General features: G+C 46.3%; 21 protein-coding genes. 3 read left to right on the top strand and 18 right to left on the bottom strand.

Going from position 1 to position 21,130, the window contains the following annotated elements:
* Window positions 1-40 precede the first annotated feature (40 nt).
* From NIA71_RS17015 to NIA71_RS16970, 10 genes are all read right to left on the bottom strand, one after another.
* Window positions 41-1,831 carry a hypothetical protein gene (locus NIA71_RS17015; RefSeq protein WP_253021037.1) on the bottom strand — a complete coding sequence of 597 codons (1,791 nt, stop codon included), beginning with the start codon at window positions 1,829-1,831 and terminating at the stop codon, window positions 41-43.
* The gene (locus NIA71_RS17010) at window positions 1,806-3,911 is read right to left on the bottom strand and encodes an efflux RND transporter permease subunit (RefSeq protein WP_253021036.1); all 2,106 of its coding nucleotides are present in this window, start codon (window positions 3,909-3,911) and stop codon (window positions 1,806-1,808) included. The genes NIA71_RS17015 and NIA71_RS17010 overlap by 26 nt, the downstream gene beginning before the upstream one ends.
* A gap of 119 nt (window positions 3,912-4,030) precedes the next feature.
* A complete protein-coding gene (locus NIA71_RS17005) occupies window positions 4,031-4,588 on the bottom strand; it encodes a TetR/AcrR family transcriptional regulator (RefSeq protein WP_148395386.1) in 558 nt (185 codons plus the stop codon).
* 16 nt (window positions 4,589-4,604) lie between these two features.
* Window positions 4,605-6,089: a PH domain-containing protein gene (locus tag NIA71_RS17000; RefSeq protein ID WP_253021035.1), complete on the bottom strand. Its 1,485-nt coding sequence runs from the start codon at window positions 6,087-6,089 to the stop codon at window positions 4,605-4,607.
* Window positions 6,089-6,577, bottom strand: coding sequence for a PH domain-containing protein (locus NIA71_RS16995; RefSeq protein WP_253021034.1), 489 nt, complete (start codon window positions 6,575-6,577; stop codon window positions 6,089-6,091). Before NIA71_RS16995 ends, NIA71_RS17000 begins: the two co-directional genes overlap by 1 nt.
* Window positions 6,578-6,582: 5 nt before the next feature.
* Window positions 6,583-7,110 (bottom strand): FmdE family protein, encoded by a 528-nt coding sequence (locus NIA71_RS16990; RefSeq protein WP_148395383.1) that lies wholly within the window; start codon window positions 7,108-7,110, stop codon window positions 6,583-6,585.
* A gap of 157 nt (window positions 7,111-7,267) precedes the next feature.
* Window positions 7,268-8,593 (bottom strand): adenosylmethionine--8-amino-7-oxononanoate transaminase, encoded by a 1,326-nt coding sequence (gene bioA / locus NIA71_RS16985; protein WP_148395382.1) that lies wholly within the window; start codon window positions 8,591-8,593, stop codon window positions 7,268-7,270.
* 10 nt (window positions 8,594-8,603) lie between these two features.
* Window positions 8,604-9,284 (bottom strand): dethiobiotin synthase, encoded by a 681-nt coding sequence (bioD, locus tag NIA71_RS16980; RefSeq protein WP_148395381.1) that lies wholly within the window; start codon window positions 9,282-9,284, stop codon window positions 8,604-8,606.
* Complete coding sequence (gene bioB, locus NIA71_RS16975; protein ID WP_253021033.1) at window positions 9,277-10,203, bottom strand: biotin synthase BioB; 927 nt, start codon at window positions 10,201-10,203, stop codon at window positions 9,277-9,279. Before bioB ends, bioD begins: the two co-directional genes overlap by 8 nt.
* Entirely contained in the window at window positions 10,200-10,757 is a 558-nt protein-coding gene (locus tag NIA71_RS16970; RefSeq protein WP_148395379.1) for a biotin transporter BioY, read from the bottom strand. The genes bioB and NIA71_RS16970 overlap by 4 nt, the downstream gene beginning before the upstream one ends.
* A gap of 216 nt (window positions 10,758-10,973) precedes the next feature.
* On the opposite strand from NIA71_RS16970, the gene NIA71_RS16965 reads away from it, so the two are divergent.
* Complete coding sequence (locus NIA71_RS16965; RefSeq protein ID WP_253021032.1) at window positions 10,974-11,540, top strand: hypothetical protein; 567 nt, start codon at window positions 10,974-10,976, stop codon at window positions 11,538-11,540.
* A 206-nt stretch (window positions 11,541-11,746) separates the two neighbouring features.
* Here NIA71_RS16965 and NIA71_RS16960 read toward each other — a convergent pair whose 3' ends face one another.
* Together NIA71_RS16960 and NIA71_RS16955 are read right to left on the bottom strand one after the other, a co-directional pair.
* Entirely contained in the window at window positions 11,747-12,187 is a 441-nt protein-coding gene (locus tag NIA71_RS16960; RefSeq protein WP_253021031.1) for a hypothetical protein, read from the bottom strand.
* Between the two features lie 52 nt (window positions 12,188-12,239).
* Window positions 12,240-12,554 carry an MGMT family protein gene (locus NIA71_RS16955; protein WP_253021030.1) on the bottom strand — a complete coding sequence of 105 codons (315 nt, stop codon included), beginning with the start codon at window positions 12,552-12,554 and terminating at the stop codon, window positions 12,240-12,242.
* A 68-nt stretch (window positions 12,555-12,622) separates the two neighbouring features.
* On the opposite strand from NIA71_RS16955, the gene NIA71_RS16950 reads away from it, so the two are divergent.
* Window positions 12,623-13,258: a sporulation membrane protein YtaF gene (locus NIA71_RS16950; protein WP_148395375.1), complete on the top strand. Its 636-nt coding sequence runs from the start codon at window positions 12,623-12,625 to the stop codon at window positions 13,256-13,258.
* A 45-nt stretch (window positions 13,259-13,303) separates the two neighbouring features.
* On the opposite strand, the gene NIA71_RS16945 is transcribed toward NIA71_RS16950, so the two are convergent.
* The 6 genes from NIA71_RS16945 to NIA71_RS16920 all read right to left on the bottom strand — a co-directional run bounded on the left by NIA71_RS16945 (window position 13,304) and on the right by NIA71_RS16920 (window position 18,798).
* Window positions 13,304-14,074, bottom strand: coding sequence for an EFR1 family ferrodoxin (locus tag NIA71_RS16945; RefSeq protein ID WP_253021328.1), 771 nt, complete (start codon window positions 14,072-14,074; stop codon window positions 13,304-13,306).
* A 23-nt stretch (window positions 14,075-14,097) separates the two neighbouring features.
* The gene (locus NIA71_RS16940; RefSeq protein WP_148395373.1) at window positions 14,098-14,709 is read right to left on the bottom strand and encodes a DUF3267 domain-containing protein; all 612 of its coding nucleotides are present in this window, start codon (window positions 14,707-14,709) and stop codon (window positions 14,098-14,100) included.
* A gap of 312 nt (window positions 14,710-15,021) precedes the next feature.
* Entirely contained in the window at window positions 15,022-16,038 is a 1,017-nt protein-coding gene (gap, locus tag NIA71_RS16935; RefSeq protein WP_148395372.1) for a type I glyceraldehyde-3-phosphate dehydrogenase, read from the bottom strand.
* Window positions 16,039-16,147: 109 nt separating this feature from the next.
* Window positions 16,148-17,071, bottom strand: a complete 924-nt coding sequence (pfkB, locus tag NIA71_RS16930) for a 1-phosphofructokinase (protein WP_148395371.1) — start codon at window positions 17,069-17,071, stop codon at window positions 16,148-16,150.
* On the bottom strand, window positions 17,068-17,820 hold the full coding sequence (locus NIA71_RS16925) for a DeoR/GlpR family DNA-binding transcription regulator (protein ID WP_148395370.1): 753 nt from the start codon (window positions 17,818-17,820) through the stop codon (window positions 17,068-17,070). The genes pfkB and NIA71_RS16925 overlap by 4 nt, the downstream gene beginning before the upstream one ends.
* 66 nt (window positions 17,821-17,886) lie before the next feature.
* The gene (locus tag NIA71_RS16920; protein ID WP_253021029.1) at window positions 17,887-18,798 is read right to left on the bottom strand and encodes a hypothetical protein; all 912 of its coding nucleotides are present in this window, start codon (window positions 18,796-18,798) and stop codon (window positions 17,887-17,889) included.
* 115 nt (window positions 18,799-18,913) lie between these two features.
* On the opposite strand from NIA71_RS16920, the gene NIA71_RS16915 reads away from it, so the two are divergent.
* Entirely contained in the window at window positions 18,914-20,773 is a 1,860-nt protein-coding gene (locus tag NIA71_RS16915; RefSeq protein ID WP_253021028.1) for a glycerophosphodiester phosphodiesterase, read from the top strand.
* The last annotated feature ends 357 nt before the right edge of the window (window positions 20,774-21,130 follow it).

Below are 21,130 nucleotides of genomic sequence, written 5' to 3'. Positions count from 1 at the left end.
GTGTAATTTTAACACACTTGCGGCAGCAAAAGCAATTCTCTTACTCGATCTCGTCGGTTTTATAGATAAATTTTACGGTACCTTTGGTCTGTGCCTGTTTGCCGGCAAAGCTCTGATAATCGGATGCCGCCTTCTGCAAAGCTTTCAGACGATCGACTACCTTGGAAAGATCTCCGTTAAAGGCTTCTGCCAGTTTATCCACCCCGTCGCTCTTGAACTTGGAAATGCCCCCGGCCAAATCTCTGGCTCCCGTCGCCAAAGTACCGGCACCGGCATTTACTTTTTTGGCCCCTGCATTCAGATCGCCTGCACCATCGTTAACTCGATGGGCCCCCTTTTTTAAATCGGCAGCTCCGTCTTTTAAAAGTCCTGCGCCCTCGCAGGCCTTTGTAATTCCTGTATTCAAGTCTTTGGCGCCGCTGGAGAGATCGGTCAGGCCGTTTTTCAAGTCCTTTGTTCCCGCCGCCAGCTCTTCCGCGCCGTCACTCAAGGCTGCCACGCTGTCTTTCATCTTTGCACTTTCACTTGTCAGCCCTGATACAATGCTTTTCTGGCCGTCTATGCTCTTCTGGAGGGCGCCTTTCGCCTGTGCCAGCGCTGTCTTCTCCCCATCGCTCAGCTTACTTGCATCGATCTTGTTTAATGCGGCCAGTGCAGCTTCATCCGCCTGTATGGTTCCCGGCTGACCCTGCGCTCCTTGAATTCCCGCCGATACTTTGCCTACGGCTTCCTGGAGCTTACCCGGGATTTGGCCGATCCCTCCTTTCAGCCGGCCGGCACCTGACTCCAGATCGCCTGCGCCTTTCAGAAGCTGATCGGCGCCTGTCTGCAGCCGGGCACTTCCATCTTTGGCCTCCTTCAGTCCATTCCCCAACTGCTCCACTTTTTCTTTCAGCGTCCCCGCCCCTTTGTACAAATCCGTTGTCCCTTTGGAAAGCGTCCCCGCCCCTTTCGAGAGATCACTGGTTCCTTTGGCCAGATCGCCCGCTCCGCTCTGGAGTTTTTCAGCGCCTTCCTCCAGCTGAGCTGCCGCTGACTGAAGCTGATCCAGCGCAGCTTTCAAGTCGTCCATGGAATCAATTCTTCCCAAATCCAGATCATCCAGTAAGCTGCTTGAAGCAACGGTCATGGTCCCGCCTAATGCAAACTTTTCTGCCTGACAAGTCACCTCCACGTAATCTGGTATAACAACCTCCGTATCTTTCAGCTCCAAGCTTTGAGCAAGTCCCGGGAGCGCATAGCCAACAACCATGGATTTCTGACCGTCGTTGATCACCTTGCCGTTTTTCACCTCCACCTTGCTGAAAATATCGTTATCCAAACTCATGCCGGTCATCACCACAAAAGGAACGTAGACGCCGTGCAGCTTTTGGTTGTTGGTATAGTCAAAGCGAATTTTTACCTTACCGCTTTTTCCGGCAATTTCCTTCGATGTGACAGCCTTATCATTCAAGTAGTAGCTGACCTTCATTTCGACGGGCAGCTCCTTTTTTATTTTTCCTTGATAATAAATATCCTTACCCTCCGCTTTCCAGGTTCCCTTGCCGTCTTTTTGATCAAAGGACTCGTCGCCCTTAACGTTTTCAATTTCTTTCAGTTCCGTATAGTCTTTGATTAGACTGAGCTCACCAGCGTTCTTCAGCCATTCGCTGACGATAATTTTACTGGCATCTCCATTTTCGTCGGCCATGACATACACGGTTTCCTCCTTGGAAATTAAGGCGTCATCCGTTTTTTCGGCGGCAAAGACCGGAGCGGTGCTGCCTGCTGCCGCAAGGACCAGGCTCAGTATCACAGTCAGGATTCTAGTTTGCCTCAAGTTTCTTTTCATTTTCTGCTTCCTCCTTTGAATGCTTAAAGCCCATGCTGGTGCTGCATATGATGCGGTGGAATAAAACCAGCATTGCAGGCAGAATAAAGATTACAACCATCATGCTGATCAGAGCCCCTCTCGCCATCAGGCCGCACAGAGAGCTGATGATGTCAATATCCGAATAAATGCCAACGCCGAATGTGGCCGCGAAAAAGCATAGCGCGCTGACGATGATTGACGGAATGGAAGTGCTGAGTGCAATCCGCACAGCTTCCTTTTTTTCCCTTCCCAGCTGCAGCTCTCGCCTGAATCGAGTGGTCATCAGTATGGCGTAGTCCACCGTCGCCCCCAGCTGAATGGTACCGATGCAGATGGATGCGATGAAGGGAAGGCGGGTGCCAGTGTAAAATGGAATTCCCATATTGATAAAGATCGCCAGTTCGATGACAGCCACCAGTATGACCGGCAAAGAGGCCGACTTAAAATTGATGGCGATGATCAGGAAGATGGCAATGATGGAAATCAAGCTGACCACCTTGAAGTCGTGGTTGGTGATGGAAATCAAATCCTTGGTGCATGGAGCCTCGCCGATGACCATGGCTTTGGGATCATACTTCTCCGTAATCTGGTTAATTTGCCGGATCTGTTTATAAACGGCTCCCGTTGCCACCTTGTATTTGGAATTGATAATCATCAGCTGGCGGCCGCCCTCCTGCAGTTCATCCAAAACGCTGTCCGGAATCATATCCTTTGGTATGGCCGGTCCCATCACTGAGTTAAAACCAAGAACAGTATTTATGCCGTCTACCTTCTCAATCTCTTTTGTCATCCGGTCGGCAGTCTTGGCACTAAGGTTGGCATCGGCCAGAATCATATAGGTGGACCCCATATCAAACTCTTTTTCCAGCTTTTCATTGGCTGCAATACTGTCCAGATTCTTTGGCAGGCTGGCATCTAAATTGTAATAGACATCGGTCCTGGTATATCCGATCAGGGCCGGTACCAGCAAAATCAGGAACAGAAGGCCAAAGAGGCGGGCATGGCGTATGATAAAGGCTGCCGGCCGGTTCATTTCCGGTATGATTTCCCTATGCATAGTTTTTTGAATCAATTTATCGAATACCAGAATCATGGACGGAAGAATGGTGACGCTGCCGATGACGCCGAAAATAACGCCCTTGGCCATTACGATCCCCAGGTCCAGCCCCAGCTTATAGGTCATAAAGCACAAAGCGATGAAGCCGGCGATGGTGGTGATGGAACTGCCCGATACCGAGGTTATGGTATGGGCGATTGCCTGGGACATTGCCGCCGGTTTATCTCCCGGCAGTTTTTCACATTCTTCCTGGTAACTGTGCCACAGGAATATGGAATAATCCATGGTTACGCCCAGCTGCAATACTGCGCTGAGGGCTTTTGTCACATAAGAAATTTCCCCCATAAAGTAATTGCTCCCCAAATTGTACAGAATTTCCATACCAATTCCCAAAAGGAATATAATTGGAATAATATACGAATCCATACAGACACCCAATACAACAGCAGCTAAGGCAACTGCAATCATGACATAAATTGGTTCTTCATGCTCCGCCAAATCTTTGGTATCCGTCACAACAGCTGACATTCCGCTGACAAAGCATTGTTTTGCGGATAAATGGCGGATTTCCCGTATGGCGTCCATGGTCTCATCGGCGGATGTGGACGTGTCAAAAAAAACTGCCATCAGAGATGTATCGCCTTTTTGGATGGATGCTTTATACTTATCCGGCAGAATCTCCATGGGAACGGACGCATCCAAAGCGGTCTCGTAACTGATGACCGAGGCCACATGATCCACCTGTTTCATCCTATCTTCCAGCACCACCTTCTCCTTGGAAGAAAGACCCTCAGTCATAACCATGGAAAAAGCACCTTTGCCGAAGTCTTTAAGTAGGATGTCCTGACCTTTTATGGTCTCAATATCATCGGGCAGATAAGTCAGTACATCGTAATTAATTCTGGTTTTGATCATCCCAAGAACGGACGGAATCAAAAGCAGCAAGCAAACGACTAAGATGACCCTCCTGTGGTTTACTACTTTTTCCCCGAACTTTAACATATCCGGCCTCCTTTTTTTCTCTTAAATCTTATTCATTCTAAGCCTTTGAAACCGGCTGTGCCATAGACAAAAAAAGAGCAGTGTTAAAAATTTTAACACTGCTCCTGATTTGTCAAAAATTAATCGCTGCTCAGAGGAAATAGATCTGTATGCATCTGCTGCTTAAGCAGGCTGTGCAGCTTACTGGTAATCACTTTCGGGTCCGCCTTCATCCCGCCTCGGATCCAGTCTAAGATAATTCCCACCAGCGCGTATTTATAAAAGTTGCAGATGAAGTCTTTGTCCTCTTGGGAAATTTTATGAGAATCCCTTGTGCCTTCGATGAACAGCGCGATTAAATCATAGACAATTTTGTAAAAATATCGTTCCAAGTGCTCCCGTCCCATGGAATTGTAGGCATTGATTGTAAAGTTTTTATTGTTTTCAATATATTGGAATACCTCCAGATATACATCCTGCCAATTTTTGCAGATCCGTTCCGCATCGATGAACTGCTCCCCTTCCTGTACGAAGGTCCATTCCAGAAGATCGTAAATATCTTTGAAATGGTAATAGAAAGTCTGCCTTTTTACGCCGCAGTCGTCCGCAATCTCCTTCACGGTTATCTTATCCAATGTTTTTCTTGACAGCATTTTTTTTAAAGAAGCCGCCATTGCTCGCTGTGTTAGTTGTGTCATAAATTCCATCCTTAAATCAGTAGGTCAGCTTTTCCCTGACCTCTTCAAAAACGCCCATTGCCAAGTTGCGCACTCTCTGGTGTGAAACCGCTGGCGGAGCGAGAATACCCAGACGTATGGTCGTTAGCCCTCTTTTCCTCTTTTTTCTGGTGGTCGCCCTCTCCTCAATATATTCAATGGTTTCTGTCCTCAGCAGCACAGTGCGTTTAGTAAAGCCGCCGCAGGTCAAAAAAACGGTTCTGCTGTCCGCCGCCATCGCCGTATTGCCGTATTCCAGTATTACCGACGCAAGAGCGCTCAGGAAAATCAGCAGGCAGACAACCAGCACCACAGCTTTGATTATCGGCAATCTAATAAAAAAGACCGTCGATACTGCTGCGGAAAGGAGCAGCAGTGCAGAGAAAAGGAAACGTCCGCAGAGGAAAAAGTATGGAAAGGCTTTTGCTTCAGTTCCTATTGGTGATTTCTCCAGCTCCAGTTCCGGCAGAAATCGCTTCAAAAAAAATTCTAACCGGTCCTTTTTGATTATAGGATAGAGTATAGCCACTTCCTGACTATCCTCTTCATTGCTGCCGTAGCCCACTGCAAAAACTTCCAGAGTCCCTCTTTTGAAAATCCGCATGAGAATCGATTGATTATAGGATACACCGCTGATTTTCTCTTTAATTAAAGTATACGTTTTTTTGTTCAATAATCCATATTCAATGAAGATCGAATTTTCTCGATTGGTAATCCGAAAGCCGTAATATTTAATCGTAGTCAGAATCACGCTGATGGCTACTCCCAGCAAATAAAGGGCGATGATCAGCGCTGCAATCAGCAGGGGCGCAGAAATGCTGAGAAAATAGTTCAGCATCAGTTCCTGGCCGTCCACGTTTTTAGAGAGAAAAATCCTTGAAATAAGGCTGATGGCTACACCGCCGTAAGCCAGAACCTGTATCACCACCAGCGCTTTTGAACGCAAAAGCCCCATCAACAGGATCTCTCCAGTTCCAGCTAAAATGGTATTACCGCTATCATCTTCCGAAATGCGGTCATTGTGAATCTCCGGATCAGGCTGCTGCCGCTTGGAAAGCAGCAGTTGTTTCACCGCAATGGCATCCTTCATCTTGAAGGCCATCTTGACCTTTCCCGAATCTCCGCTGATGCTGCCCGCATTGTCCACGTTTACGCTGTAAACTTTGAACAGTTGGAAAACGATATTTTGCGAAAAGTCCACTGTGGTTATGTTGGTAAGGGGGATTTCTTGGGTTTTCTTTTTGATCCATCCGCTTTCTACCAGCAGCTTCTCATCGTCGATGCTGTAATAGGTAAAGAGATATTGGATCAGCCTGCTTATCGGTGCAAAAAGCACTACAACCAGCACAGGAACGTTTTCCAACAGTTTTTGATAATCACCAAGAACCAGCGAAATGACTACAGCTGCCAAAAGGAGTCCGAAATCCCGGAAAAACCGTTCAAAGATGAATAGAAAGTGGCCGCGTCTTGGTCCGAATCTCATTAGCCTTCCTCCTTGGTTTTCAGCCTTGTGTATAGCTTGTTTTTCAGATTCTCGGCAATTTCATCGGCAACGTCTTTTGCCAGACATTCGATCTTAAAATTATCGCTGGCCAGGGAAAGCTCCACATCGTACAGCCCCAGTCTGCGATTGATCGGTCCCTGGCTGACGGTGATATGCTGGATTCGGATAATGGGAACGATGGTATTGGTCACGAAAAAAATTCCATGGTGAATGTCCACTTTGTCTTCCGTTATATAATATCCCCACTGACGATATTCGATCATCGGATAGATAAGAATTCCCAAAAGCTTGTACAGTACAATCACGGAAAGCGCCAAGGTAATGATCCATAGAAAAGGATCCAGTTGAGGGATCCTGCCGCTGATGATACGCAGGGCTGCGCATGCCAGAAGCAGGATTGCAAAGGATAGGACTCTGCCGATTCTCCAGCTTGCGATGGCTTTTTTATCAAGTTTGATGTAATCCATCGCCGCTACCACCCCCTGGTATAATCGTTAAAGCATTCCAGGCAGACCTGCTTTCCATTCTGAATCCGCATCTTGGTTTCCGGCGCTCCTTCTCCGCAAATCTGGCATAGGACCGTGTTGAGGCTTCTGGCCTTCTCCGGCAGCGGATATCTGGTTTCGCCCACATCGAAAATTTCCTCCAAAGGGCCGCTGAGTACAGCATCGATATACGCCTTTCCCTTTTTTCCGCCGGCCTTTTTTGGTTTGGCGATCATGCGAAAGCTTTCACCTGTTCTGCGGTTATAAAAGTTAAAGGCCATTTTTCCCGTTCCATAATAGATCAGGTTTCCTTTGCCCAGGGTGCAGCCCAAAATCGCTTGTACCGCATCTACGCCGCAGGCATCGTTTTCCGTTACACACACCAGATCCTCATCTTCGGAAAAGGTGATTCCAAGCCGGTCGATCGCTTCCATACAGGCCCGAACACCCAGTGCGATCCCGCCGCATTGGTGGCCGTGAAACGCGACTGCTTTTTCCCAAAGTTCCTGTCTCATATTCCTTGCCTCCTTTTTTCGATCTGCCATTGTGCAGTCTGTCGTAATCCGATCTTCCGTCCAGGTCGGTCCGCACGCTGCAATAATGGTTTATTATAACACAGATTCAGAGGCAAATCCATTTCTATCATCTCCTGCAGCCTTAGAAGGATAACCGCTAACCCAGGATTGCCTCAATGCTTTCCCGGCAGATCAAAACCGCCTGATCAATCTCCTCCCGCCGGATATTCAGCGGCGGATTGAAGTAAGGCACATCTCCCATGGGCCGCAGCACCAGCCCCCGCATCATAGCCTCTTTATAAATTTGATACCCTATACGCTGATCCGGGGCAAAAGCTTTTTTTGTCTCTTTATTTTCTACCAGCTCAATGGCATTGATTAATCCGATCGTCCTTATCTCTCCCACATGGGGATGGCCTGCCAAAGCCTTATTCAATACCTTTTTTAGATAACCTTCCTCCGTATGCGCAAGAGTATCCTCTTCTTCTAGCACTTTCAATACTTCAACGGCCGCTGCGCAAGCAAGCGGATTGCCGCTGTAGGTGGTACTATGGACAAATGCTTTTTTCTCATTGAAATTAGCATAAAAAGCCTGGTAAATTTCCGGGGTGGTCACCGTCATAGCCATTGGCAGATACCCGCCGGTAAGCCCCTTGGAAAGACAGATGAAATCCGGAGTAATCCCCGCGTGTTCACAAGCAAAGAGCTTTCCAGTCCTTCCATAACCGGCCGCAATCTCATCTGCGATCAAATTCACATGATAACGATCACACAACTGGCGCAGCCTTTTCAAATAGACAGGGGAATAGATCCGCATGCCGGCTGCTCCCTGAAACATGGGTTCAAGTAGAAAGGCTGTTGTTTCTTCTCCGTATTGTTCAAAAGCCTTCTCCGCTCCCTGAATGCACTCCGCTTGGCAGGAGTCCCGTTCTTTTCCATAGGGACAGCGGTAACAGTCCGGACCATCCACATGGATCGCGGAAAGCAGCAGCGGGCGATAGATGTCAGAATAATAGTCCATACCGCCCATTGAAAGTGCTCCCAGTGTTTCACCGTGATATCCGCCTGCCAGGGTCATAAATCTCTGTTTCTTTGGATATCCGGTCTGGAGATGATACTGAAAGCTCATCTTCATGGCGCATTCCACAGCAGCAGAGCCATTGTCCACAAAGAAACATTTCTCCAGCCCTGGAGGCAGCAGTCCTGCAAGCCGTCTGCACAGCTCCTCTGCGGGTTTGTGGGTAAATCCCGCGAACATGACGTGCTCCATTTTATCCAGCTGGTCTTTTACCGCTTTGCTTATCCGCGGATGATTGTGTCCAAGCAGGGAGCACCACCAGGAGCTGATGATATCTATGTAGGCTTTCCCCTCTTCATCGTAGATGTAGATTCCTTCCGCCCGATCAGCCATGACCAGTGGAAACGCTTCATGATCCTTCATTTGTGTGCACGGATGCCAGATGTAGTCCTTTTTCAAATTCATAATGATCTCCTTATCGATAAAGCTCTGCCAGCAGTTTCCCATCCATCGGCAGATCCTGTTCCAATTCCTTAACGCAAGCGAGTACGGGCACACCGGTATATTCTTCAATAAATCGCTTGTTATCTTCCTCCATCCGATCACCTGGGTGGAAGTAATTGAGCATAACCCCCCGCACCGGGATCCCTTTTGTGCGGGCGTATTCAATGGTTAGAATGGTGCTGTTAATCGTACCTAATTGGGCCGGCGCGACGATCAGTACCCCCAAGTTCATCGCCTTGATCAGATCAGTCAGCATCAGCTGGGGCTTTTCCCGTCTGATGGGACATATAATTCCGCCGCTTCCCTCAACGGTTATGTAATCATACTTCAGGCAAGCTTTTTTATAGTCCGCAAGGACCTTTTCTTCCGATATCAAAGGGCCTTCTATTTCTGCCGCCAAATGGGGTGATACGGCAGTTTCATAGATATAGGAAACCATCTGCGAAAAGGGTTCCGTTAGCCCTGCGGTTCGTTTCACATGATCTGCGTCGCCGGGAATCAGCGCCCCTCCCTTTCGCTCCGCCCCGCTCAGCGCCGCTTTATAGTATCCGGCAGTGTACCCGGATTCCCGCATTTTTTTGATCATCAGTCCGGTCAGGTAGGTCTTTCCGGCATCGGTTCCAGTTGCTGTAATAAAAAGTCCTTTAGTCATTGCATTTCACCACCTTATATCCAAGTTCTTCAATCATTTCCAAGTCATGATTAATGCTGATACCGGCGGTAGTCAGCATATCGCCGGAAATAGCAGCGTTTGCTCCGGATCGGAAAGCCATCCTTCCTTTGTCGGGCAAAAGACCTCTTCCTCCGGCCAGACGGATTGATGCTTTCGGCAAGGCGAAACGGAAAAGCGCTACTGTTCGGCATACCTCCTCATTTGACAGCGGCTTTTGAGCGGCCAGAGGTGTTCCTGGAATTGGATTGAGAATGTTTAGAGGAACGGAGTTTACGCCTAAATCCCGCAGTTCCAGCGCCAGGTCGATCCTGTCTTCCATCGTTTCCCCCATGCCGATGATTCCGCCGCTGCATATGGAAAGACCTGCTTTTTTTGCTCGCCTAAGAGCTTCTCGTTTATCTTTTTGTGTATGGGTTGTACAAATCTTCGAAAAGAAACGTTCACTTGCTTCTAGATTATTGTGATAGCGCACTACCCCAGCTTCCTTTAGTTTTTTGAATTGATCTTCTGTCAAAAGCCCGTGGGATGCACATGGGGAAATCTTCTTTTCAGCAGCAATTTTTCTATATGTACGGCAAAGCTGCTCAATCTCGATATCAGATAGGCGTTTTCCCGAAGTAACGACAGAGAATCGGGCCACGCCTTTCTCCTGATTATATGCTGCCTCACTGCAGATCGCCTCTTCATCCATCAATGGATATTCTGGAATTTCCGTCTGGTAATACATAGACTGAGCGCAGTATTTGCAATCTTCACTGCAGCGGCCGCTCTTTCCGTTTACAATGCTGCACAGATCAAACTCGGTTCCGCACATCTCAAAGCGAAGCCGGTCCGCTTCCTCGCATAACTTTTTAAAAGGTCGCTCTGCCAGCTTTATCAGCTCTTCCTTGTTTATCATTTTATAAACCTCCTTACTTGAGGTAAAAGCCTTTGACCTAGAATCGCACATACGACACAAATCAAAAGATCGCCAGGAACTGCCAATAAAAAGCAATACAAAAACAATGGCCAAAAAGCGATGGGTGTTCCAAGAACATAATTGCATATTATATAATAATATGCCATGCCAATCGCATACACAGCCATTAGTCCGAAAAAATTCGCTGCCAGTAATTGTTTCAAGTTTGGACTAGGCCAGTATTCGGTCATTTTTCCCGTGATCCACGTTCCTGCCGCAAATCCGATCAAGTAGCCGAAGCTGGGCACCAGGACATATCCCGGGCCGCCGCCCTGGGCAAAGATCGGCAGTCCTGCAAGACCCAGAATCAAATAAAGGATCACGCTCGCAGCCCCGTTTCGTGCTCCCAGAAACATACCCGCCAATGTGGTAAAGAGAAATTGAAGAGTAAAGGGCACCACAGGAACCGGTATTTTGATAAAGGCGCCCACAGCAATCAAAGCTGCAAACAAGGAACACAGAATCATCTTCTGCACAGAAAAGGCTTTTGTCATATCAACACCTCCACAAGAAAAGTTTCTTCTATGCCTAGTATACTTGCGCCGGGCAAATTGTCAACCTTTTTTTATATAAAGTTTACAATTGACTCAATTAAATTTGTAATTTTTTTACATTTTTTCTCTTGCAACAATGTGTTGTGCATGCTATAATACGGATATTGATTCAATCAAAAAAGCCATTGTCAGGGACAATGGGGAAAGGACTTTATTATGGAGCAAAACATTCGTGAAATCAAAGAACTGCTAGTGATGATCTATGACGAGGTGAAGGAAGTAAAGGTTCGGGTCACCAATCTGGAAAGAGGCTTTGCCAATCTGTTGGAGAGAGCGACTTTACTGGAAAACAAAGTTGAAGCAATGGATACGAGAATCTCCAACCTGGAATCTTCCATGGACAATAGAATCTCCAATCTGGAATCTTCCATGGACGAAAGAATCTCCAATCTGGAATCTTCCATGGACGAAAGAATCTCCAACCTGGAATCTTCCATGGGCGAAAGAATTTCCAGCCTGGAATCTTCCATGGGCGAAAGAATTTCCAGCCTGGAATCTTCCATGGGCGAAAGAATTTCCAGCCTGGAATCGAGACTTGCTGGTCTGGAAGTTTCCATGAACGAGCTCAACGATTTTTCCAGACAAAAGACCGCAGAGCTTCATCATCAGGCCCAGCGCAATTTCGAAATTCTGGAAACGGATCTGGGCGCAGCAATTGACTGGTCCAAATTTCTACAAGAACAGAAAGTCGATAAAGAGGCTCTGAAAAAAGCTGCAGTCTAGTCATTCTGCGCTGATAACGACTCAGCAGGATGATTGCTGCTGCCGGGTGGGACCGGCCTTGACCATAGCAGCAAACCCTCGCTATTAGTAAGGCGAATAACAACTTAAAAGCACCCTCTTTTAAGCAAACGTCGCGTTGTACGAAGTTTGCTTTTTTCATTAGAACAAACGAGGCCCGCCCAAAGGGACAGAAAACGCGATTTTATTTATAAATATGGTTTAAAGCGCTCTACATTATTTTCTTCAAATTTTTTCAGATGTTCCATCAGCTCCAAAATATCTGCTTCTGCCACATCCTTATATTTTCTGATATTTTTAATAGCATCGATCACCCCCATATTGCTCCCCACCATCAGCATTTCCGCAATATGAGAAGTGGAATCATCGGATAAGGTTTGGAAGTTAATCATTAAATAGGTACGGATTTTCTCAAAAGCAGTCAGGCCCTCTTCCGTAAACCCGTTTGCTTCCAGCATTTGCGCCGCCTTATCGTGAATCTGCCGATATTCTTTCAGCTGGGCATGCAAATGATCTTTAAAATCTCCGTCCTGCGCGATTTCCAAAAGCTGCGTAATGGTGTCCACACCCATCTGTGAATTTTGATATATGAAATTCAATAGTTCGGCATTATAATTTTTCTCATTCATTTTTTTCACACTCCTTGCATGTTATTGTGCGCAGAATGTTTGTCTTCTATTCTCATACCAGCCTACTACTATCCCAGATGCAAGCCTCCAAATCCACCAATCCCTGCTCAGTAAAAGGCACGCCTTCTTCCTCAAGAAGCAATTGCTGCTCATTGATTCCGTCATGAAAAAAGGCATCTGCCAATTTCCCATTCCTGTCGACCACTCTATGACAGGGCAGATTGCTCGGACTGACAGAAAGCGCGTATCCGACTGCTCTTGACAGCCGGGGATTGCCCAGCATTTTGGCAATCCGCCCATAGGTCGTTACTTTGCCGGTCGGAATCTCTGCTACAATTTTATAGACTTGTTCAAACATATTTTCCATATTTCCTCGAACCTTCTTCTGTCATTGATTCATATATATAACGTAGTGTCAAAAAACGGAGGTCATTTATGCATGTTATTTCAGCCGTCCTGTTCGCCATATCTGCCAACATGGACAATATTCCCCTCGGGATCGCCTACGGAATCCGCGGAATCAGGATCAACTTTGCCCGCAACCTATTAATCGCGCTGATCACCAGTGCCGGTACGTTCATTTCTATGTCCCTTGGTACAATAATCACCCTGTTTTTAAAAAAAGAGACTGCAGCACTGATCGGCTGCAGCATTCTCATTATCATGGGATTATGGCTCGTCGCCGGCTTTTTTCGAAAAAAGCATAAGGCATCCTCTAATCAAAGAACAGGAACAGAATCCGTCTCTGGCCCAAATGATAATGCCGATGATAAAGCACAGGGGCAAGCTTCTGTCCAAGGCAGCGGGTACAGAATTTCGATGAGTACTCGGCAAAGTCTTGGCCTTGCCTTGGTGCTAATGATCAACAACATGGGCTTTGGTATTGGGGCCAATATTGCCGGGCTTCCAATTATTCTCACATCCTTATGTACCCTTATTTTTAGCATGGTTCTGCTAATTATTGGTGTGAAAATAGGGCTTACGTTCACCAATAATCGATTAGGCGCCTACTCAGAGCTAATTTCCGGCATTCTCATCGTAATCCTTGGTATCTATGAGCTGTTCGTATAAAGAAAACACAAAAAAGGGACTGCAGTCTGCCAGCCTGCCTTTATCTTACAAAAACAAATCTGGCTCGGCCCGGCGAGTATATCCTTCTTCAAGTTCGCGCTTATGATATAGATAACCCTCGTCTTCATAATACTTAGCACCCTGAGGGCACTTTTTAATGCATGCTCCGCACTTTATACAAATTCCAGTAAATTCCCTTACATTTTCCATAGAAATTGAACCCATCGGACACACATGCGCACAAAGTTTGCAATTGTCGCAAGAGTCTGCGGTAAGAGGCTTTACTTTACGAATATCGATGAATACCCCCTTCCGGTCCCGCGGCTGGTAATATCCTCGAATAGGGTCTTCTCCTGTTACTTGGATCATGCCCCGATCCTCAAGAACGATCTTGGATGCAAAATCCCGGGCAAGTTTCATATCAGCTTCATCGGGTCGTCCCGCCGCTAATATTTTGGAAAAGGAATGCTCTCCAATGAAGGCGGCTGCCGCCACTGTTCGAAAACCGTTTTTCTCCAAAATATTCCGCAGCTCAATTAAAGCATCATCGTAATTTCGATTTCCATATAAAACAATGGGAACCGCCAGCGCACCGCATCCCTGCACTGTGTCTAAATATTTCAGGAGCACATTAGGCACTCTTCCTGCATATACTGGAACGCCGAAGACTACCGCATCATCCTGAGTAAACGATTTTCCCTCTGTCCTGGCCTGCGGCAGCGTAAAATCAAAGACTTGTGTCTGCCCGCTGTCCGCTAAAACATCCGCAACGCAGCGAACAATCTTTTCTGTTGTACCTGTTGGGCTGAAATACATGGCCCAAATATTTTTTTTACTCACTATCTTTCCCTTCCTTTCTCCTTGCGAAATGCTACAAATCCGCAATCTGTAGGATGATCCAGAATCTCTGCATCCCGATAGCGAAAAAGCATTAACGCGATCGTGGTGTCGCCGCCCGCGCACAAAATATTAATCATACTTAACAGCAGCAATAAGAAACAATGCAACAACAAGCTGATCAAAAACAAAATGATCCCTAAAAGGAAGAACGGCATTAGTCCTCCCGCTATGTAGCTGCCGAAATGCAGGGGCTCCATACAGTGACAATACGGAGTACCCGAATCTTTCATAATCCCGAATCGTATGCTTTTAAAATGATTCCGGCAACAAATTCCCCAGGTCAGACCATGCAACCCTTCATGTACGGGAATCGATATCAGAAACAGCAGTAAGAAAAGCACCACATTCCAAAGATTCAGCTGGATGGATAATGCTCCCCATTTTATTATATAGATCACTGCCGCCAGAATCGCGAATGGACCGGCAGTCGCCAAGGCCCACAAATTGGCCTTTAAAATAGATATCGTTCCCACGTATTCCCGATATCCGGCGTTGAGCAGGGCCTGTCTCTGCACTCTATAATTTTTCAACCGGAATTCTTTATCTATCATGAGTTTCTCCTTTTAAAAGTGTACCACATTCACAAGCAATCGTCGAGTCGACAAATCAAAATCCTCATCTTAAACACCACAAAAAAGAGCTAGGGCCTCCGTTCTATCTTTGTAAACCGAAAGCCCTCACCCTTATTCGTTTAATTTTATCTGACAGCACTGTGCTGAATCGCCTTCGCTGCCATTTGATTTTATTGCGTATTGATTTTCGGAGCATCGCTAGGCCAGATGCGCATATGAATGCCCTAAGCTAAAACCTGGAGTTGGAACCCAAATTTAGGCCGAGATGGGACGCGGAAAATGGTCAATAGGTTACAGCAAGCTTGCCATATGGCCCAAGGTTCTCAATAGTTGGGAAACATAGCTCATTTCATTATCATACCAGGCGACAATACGGACTTCGTAAATTTTAGTGCCGCACCGCTCCGCCAATGTCTGTGTAGCATCGAATAAAGAGCCATAGCTCATGCCAATTACATCGCTGGACACCAATTCTTCCTCAGAATACCCAAAGGATTCGTTGGCAGCCGCCTTCATCGCCTCGTTGATTCCTTCCACACTGACACTTTCTGTTTCATCTTTCAGGGTTGCATCAAGAATGGTGATTGAACCAGAGGGTACTGGTACTCTCTGGGCGGATCCAATCAGTTTGCCCGCCAGCTCCGGAATGACCAGGCCGATTGCTTTCGCTGCACCGGTGCTGTTGGGAACAATGTTTATAGCCCCGGCTCTTGCACGTCTGAAATCACCCTTTTTGTGAGGGCCGTCCAGAATCATCTGGTCTCCGGTATAAGCATGGATCGTGGTCATAAACCCGGTTCTCAGTTCTCGATATTCATTGAGGACTTTTGCCATCGGTGCTAAACAATTGGTTGTACAGGATGCGCCTGATACGATATGGTCATCCTTTGTCAGCTTTTCATGATTTACACCATATACAATCGTCGGCAAATCGTTACCGGCCGGCGCGGAGATCAGCACTCTTTTAGCTCCTGCCTCTAGATGTGCCTGCGATTTTGCCTTAGAAGTAAAGAAGCCTGTGCATTCCAATACAATATCAATGTCCAGTTTCCCCCAGGGAAGGTTTTTAGGATCAGACTCTTTATAGATTTTGATCCGCTTTCCGTCTACGATCAGAGATTCCTCATCATGCTCCACAGTATGGCCTCTGTAAGCGCCCTGCACGCTGTCATACTTTAATAAATAAGCCAGCATATCCGGTTTTGTCAAATCATTAATGGCTACCACCTCAAAGTCTTGATTGTCAAAAACCTTTCTAAACGCCAATCTTCCGATTCTCCCAAACCCATTAATTGCAATCTTTGTCATTGTGCTCATCCTCCTTGAATTACATCATTTATTATATGAAAGTTTTACGAAATTGCGACTTCAGGCTTTAAAACCTTTCTCGCCTCCGTCTCCTTTTTGACGTGGTAAATCATCTCCCTAAATCCAATCGATCAAATGGATTCATAAAACGCTTAATTTTTTCCAGGCTGGCCAATCCTTCACTGCAAGCTGTTGCAGAACCTGCCGCAAGACCAAGGCGCAGCGCAAATGGGTAATCGCCGGTTTTCAAGTAACCTGCCAAGAAACCCGCTACCATAGAATCTCCGGCACCCACCGTATTTACAACACTCACGCTGTGAGACTGCATTCTATAAGCTCTTGTATCTTCGCTGAGTAAATATGCACCCTCTGCCCCTAGTGAAACTAGGACATTCCGCGCACCCTGTTTTTGCAGTGCACCGGCCCTGTCTTCCAATGCTTGATCGCTCCTAATCTTGCTTCCTTCCAGCTCTTCCAGCTCTTTTTTGTTAGGCTTAACGAGAAAGGGACGGTATTTCAGCAATTTTTTTAAAAGCGGCCCTGTTGTATCGATTACTAAGCGGATTCCTTTTCCTTCCAGCCTGTCCAGCATAGTTTCATAGCTGCCCTCAGGAATTGTGCTGGGAGCACTGCCGGAAACAATCAGTATGTCTCCCTCTTTCAGTGCGTCCAGTTTAAGAAACAGTTCTTTCAGCTTTTCATGGGAAATGGAGGCTCCCTGCGTATTTATCTCTGTTTCCTGATCAGTTTTAATCTTAATATTGATTCTGGTAATGCCTTCATCCAGATAAACAAAATCTGTATCTATTCCTGCCTTCCAAAGGCTTTCTTCCAGCGCCCTCCCCGTAAAGCCGCTGATGAAACCCATCGCCGTATTTCTAACGCCCAAACGTTCCAGCATAACGGATACATTGATACCTTTGCCGCCGAAATGGCACGTTTCCCGTTTCGATCGATTGATTTCTCCCTGCGTCAGTGCATCCATATGAATTATATAATCTATGGCTGGACTGAAGGTAACTGTGTAAATCATAAGCGCTCGATCTCCTTGATAATCGTAAACTGGCGATACCTGGCATCCGGTGTCCAATCGGTAAGAATGCAGGCATCTTCCAGGCCGGCAAACGTGACAGAAGAGATCAATCCGAATTTCGCATGATCGGCTAGAACAAACGATTCATAGGATTGCTTCATCGCTTCGGTCTTTACGGCTGCTTCTCCAATGTCCGGCGTTGAAAATCCCCTTTCTATATCAATGCCGTTGGTTCCCATAAAGCACTTGGTAAAGTTGTATCTGCTCATTGAAGCGATGGCGGCCGTACCAATAGCAGCTTCCGTAGAGGGCCGCAGCAGACCTCCTATGATATATGCATTAAACCCCTTTTGAATTAGTTTTTTCGCATGAACAATGCCGTTGGTAACATATGTAACGTTTTTCTTTTCCAGATACCCGATCATCCTTTCTGTTGTTGTCCCTGCATCAATAAAAACAAAGTCATTGTCGTTGATCATCGTTGCCGCGTATCTGGCAATCCGCTCTTTTTCCTCTATGTTGATTTGGGATCTGGCAGCAACATCGGTTTCTCTTGAAGCCATATCTGCGGATACGGAGACTGCTCCGCCAAATACTCGCTTCAGCCTTCCCATCTGATGTAATTCGTTGATATCACGCCTTATTGTGGATTCGCTGATTCCCAGTTCCTTGGCCAGGCTGGTTACTTTAACAGCGTGTTTGATCTTCAGCTCGTTTAAAATTTTTTCATGCCGTTCATCCTGCAACATCGCTTTGCCTCCTAGCGCTTTTATTATAACACAATCTCTTCCAAAGTCAATCAATTTCTCTCAAACTCATTCACGTATTTTGACTGATTTTAACCGTTTATCGTCTTCGAATCTATAGAAAGCTTCAGGACTGATATGAAAACTCTGAACAACGTCCAGCAAAGAACTGGCTGCAAGGTCAGCTACAGTAACAATCCGGCCTCCGTCGCTATCCAAGTCATATCCAAAATGAGCAAATGCATACCAGATTAGATAGGCGCACTGGGCTTGACCGCAGCAGTTAGAAACAGCCTCTTTTTTTCCATGTAGGCCGCTCAACAAGCTGTAAGGGACACCGTTTAAACAATCCCTTGCATATTGGGCAATGACTTTCCGTTCCTGTGCATCGGTGTTCTTCAACCGTAAAACAGCAAAATTGGAATATTCCCGCCAATGATCCAGATCCTTTAGCTCTGACTCGCTGCCCAGCGTAAGCGCTTCCAGACAAAGCCCCTCTTGCGCGTCCACCACGATCCCTGCGTGCCCATGCCTCCACCCAAAGGTGTGAGAAGAAAAAGAAATCAGGATGTCACCATCTTCAATCGGCGCAATCGGCAGTTTTTTCACCTCTGCTGAGCAGCATCGATCCTGTCTGGTAATTGGGCTCGTAGCTCTGCATTCTATCTTTATTTTTGAAAAAATTGCCGTCTGAAAAGCTTGAATCTCATCTTTTTGATAACCCTGCCGATCTCTTAGGGATTCTACCGCCTGCCGCCCCAGTCCAGTTTGTTCAAAGATGATTTGGTAGTCATTGCTGCTTAGTCGGTTTTTTTCCAAAATTTTAGATAAGGACACCTTCTCACCGCAGCGATCTTGGTACCCCGCATCATAAAAGTGAAGCAGCATCTGAGGCAGACTTACTGCCAATACAGCTGTGACTCCAACACAAAACAGGCCATATAAAAAAATGCGAAACCATTTGTACCCGCCGTTTCTCATTCACTCCTCCTGCTTTCAGTATTCCCGAAAGGGGGGATCTAATACCTCTTTGATAACGGTCTTGAATTCTTCTGTTACAGAGCCTATAATGGAAAGAAACGATTGGGGTAATTTTATGAAACACGTTAAATCACCAACTTTAAATATGATTGGAACAGCAGCCTTGACCTTCATACGCGTGCTGCCGGCGCTTCTATTTTTTGAAATTATCTATAAACTGATTTGTACCCTGATATTCCGCCCGTTATTATCGCTGATTATGCAGCAGGCCCTCCATATCAGCGGCCACGAGGTGGTTTTTAATGGAGATATCGCAGGCTTCTTCACCAATGCGGCAGGAATCATCGCTACTATCTTATTATGCATTCTGGGAGCGTTCCTTGCATTTTATGAATTTTCGGTCATAATTATCATGATTTACTACCGATATTCCGGTACGCCGATAACGCTGGTAAATGCGGCAAAAATGGCTTTGACCACCTTCAGGAGTCTCAAAAGCTTTGGCACCATTGGATTCATCCTATATGCCCTTGGCCTGCTTCCTCTCGTGGGGATGGGGATCGCGCCGTCTATTCGTCCCGACGGGGATATTCCCAATTTTATCAGCGGTGAGCTGTACAAATCTACCTTCGGCAGTATTCTGATGGTGTTCTTTTATGTTCTTATGTATCTGCTGTTCTTCTGCCTGATTTTCGTGCTGCCCTCCATGGTCCTGCGCCGCCGCAAATTCGGCCGGGCCTGCCGAAGCAGCTTAGCTCTGCTGCTATCGATGAAGCTGCGAAATGCCATACCCTTAATTATCATCTTCGTAGTTTGGTGTGTCCTATTCCTTTATCCAGGCGTTCTTCCGACTTATTATGCCGGTATCTCGGATACAGGGATTGTAGAAATATTAGGAAATTTCTTTTTTTCTTGGAAAAGTTTACTACAGCTTTTATTAACAGAATGCCTACAAATCTGTCTGATTTTACTGCTGCTATCGTTTCTGGTGGCTCTGTATCTCCAATGCCGCGGCAGGGTCAGCCTCAACGAAGAAGCCATGCCGACGATCGATCGCAGGCTGAGAAAGACGCAGGGGGCGGCGTCAAAGATTTACAATGCCTTGAAAACGATCGCTTCGGCGATTGCCGGCTGGGTTCAAAGACGGCCCTTTTATCAAAATCACAAAAAACCCATTTGGACTATAATCTGCATATTAGCATTTCTCGGGGTATTTGGAATTCTTTACAGCCAGCCCAATTCCTACGACCAGGTGGTGGTCGGTCATCGAGGCAGTGAATATGGAGTCGAAAATACCGTGGAAGCTATTCAAGGCGCAATCGATACAAAAGCAGATTATGCGGAAATTGACATTCTTCTTTCCAAAGACGGGATCCCCATGGTCATCCATGATGATAACTTAAAACGGCTTTCCGGAGAAAACGTCAACGTATATGATCTGACGGCTCGTGAATTGAAAAAAATTAATTTGAAACAGAATGATAAGGCTGGAAAGATTTCTACATTGGATGAGGTCATCGATTATTCCCGGGGGAAAATTGACCTGCTGATTGAATTGAAGCTCCACGGCCATGAGAAGAAAAATATTGTCAAAGCCGTCACGCAAGTCGTCGAACAAAACCATTTCCAAAAAAACTGCGAGATCATGTCTCTTGAGTACGGCCTTGTAGAAGATTTGAAGACGCATTACCCCGAATATACCGTAGGATACTGTGTATATGGTAATCTGGGGCAAGCAAGGCTCAACTCGCTGCGTCAGCTTAATGTAGATTTTCTCATCATTGAGGAGAGCATGGCTACCAATAGCTTTATTGCTGAATGCAATCGTGCATATCTTCCGGTATATGTCTGGACGGTGGATAAAAAGCAGTCTATGGAGTCTTATTTAAAAATGGGGGCCATGGGTATTATAACCGACAAGCCCAAACTGGCTCGCGGAGTCGTGGATGAATATGTTGAGAGCATGATAAAATAAGACAGACTTCCGGGAAAAAGAAAAGCTCACTTTATCCCATATTTGATCGGAATAAAGCATAATCTTTAACCATCGAAAGTATTAAAATTGCACCAATTTTGAAAACAGCAAAATTGGTGCATGAGTATTAGCCTTAATATATAAGCTACTTTACTTCTGCCTTGACAGCACAAGACTGGCTGCCGTCCTTAGGCCTGTATCCAGTTTACAGGAATCATAACCAAACATAAAATCGCAATTATCTCCCCAGACGCCGCCAGCTATATCCCAGCTGTCAGGATTGTTCGGTGTTGTTCTCCATATCAGAAAACCTTCCGCGTTCTGGCGCAGTCGGCTGCGCAGCCGAATATATCAAAC

Source organism: Ihubacter massiliensis, from assembly GCF_024125305.1.
In the GTDB taxonomy this organism is placed as follows: Bacteria; Bacillota; Clostridia; order Peptostreptococcales; family Anaerovoracaceae; genus Hominibacterium; species Hominibacterium faecale.
This window is presented reverse-complemented; position numbering and strand designations above follow the sequence as displayed.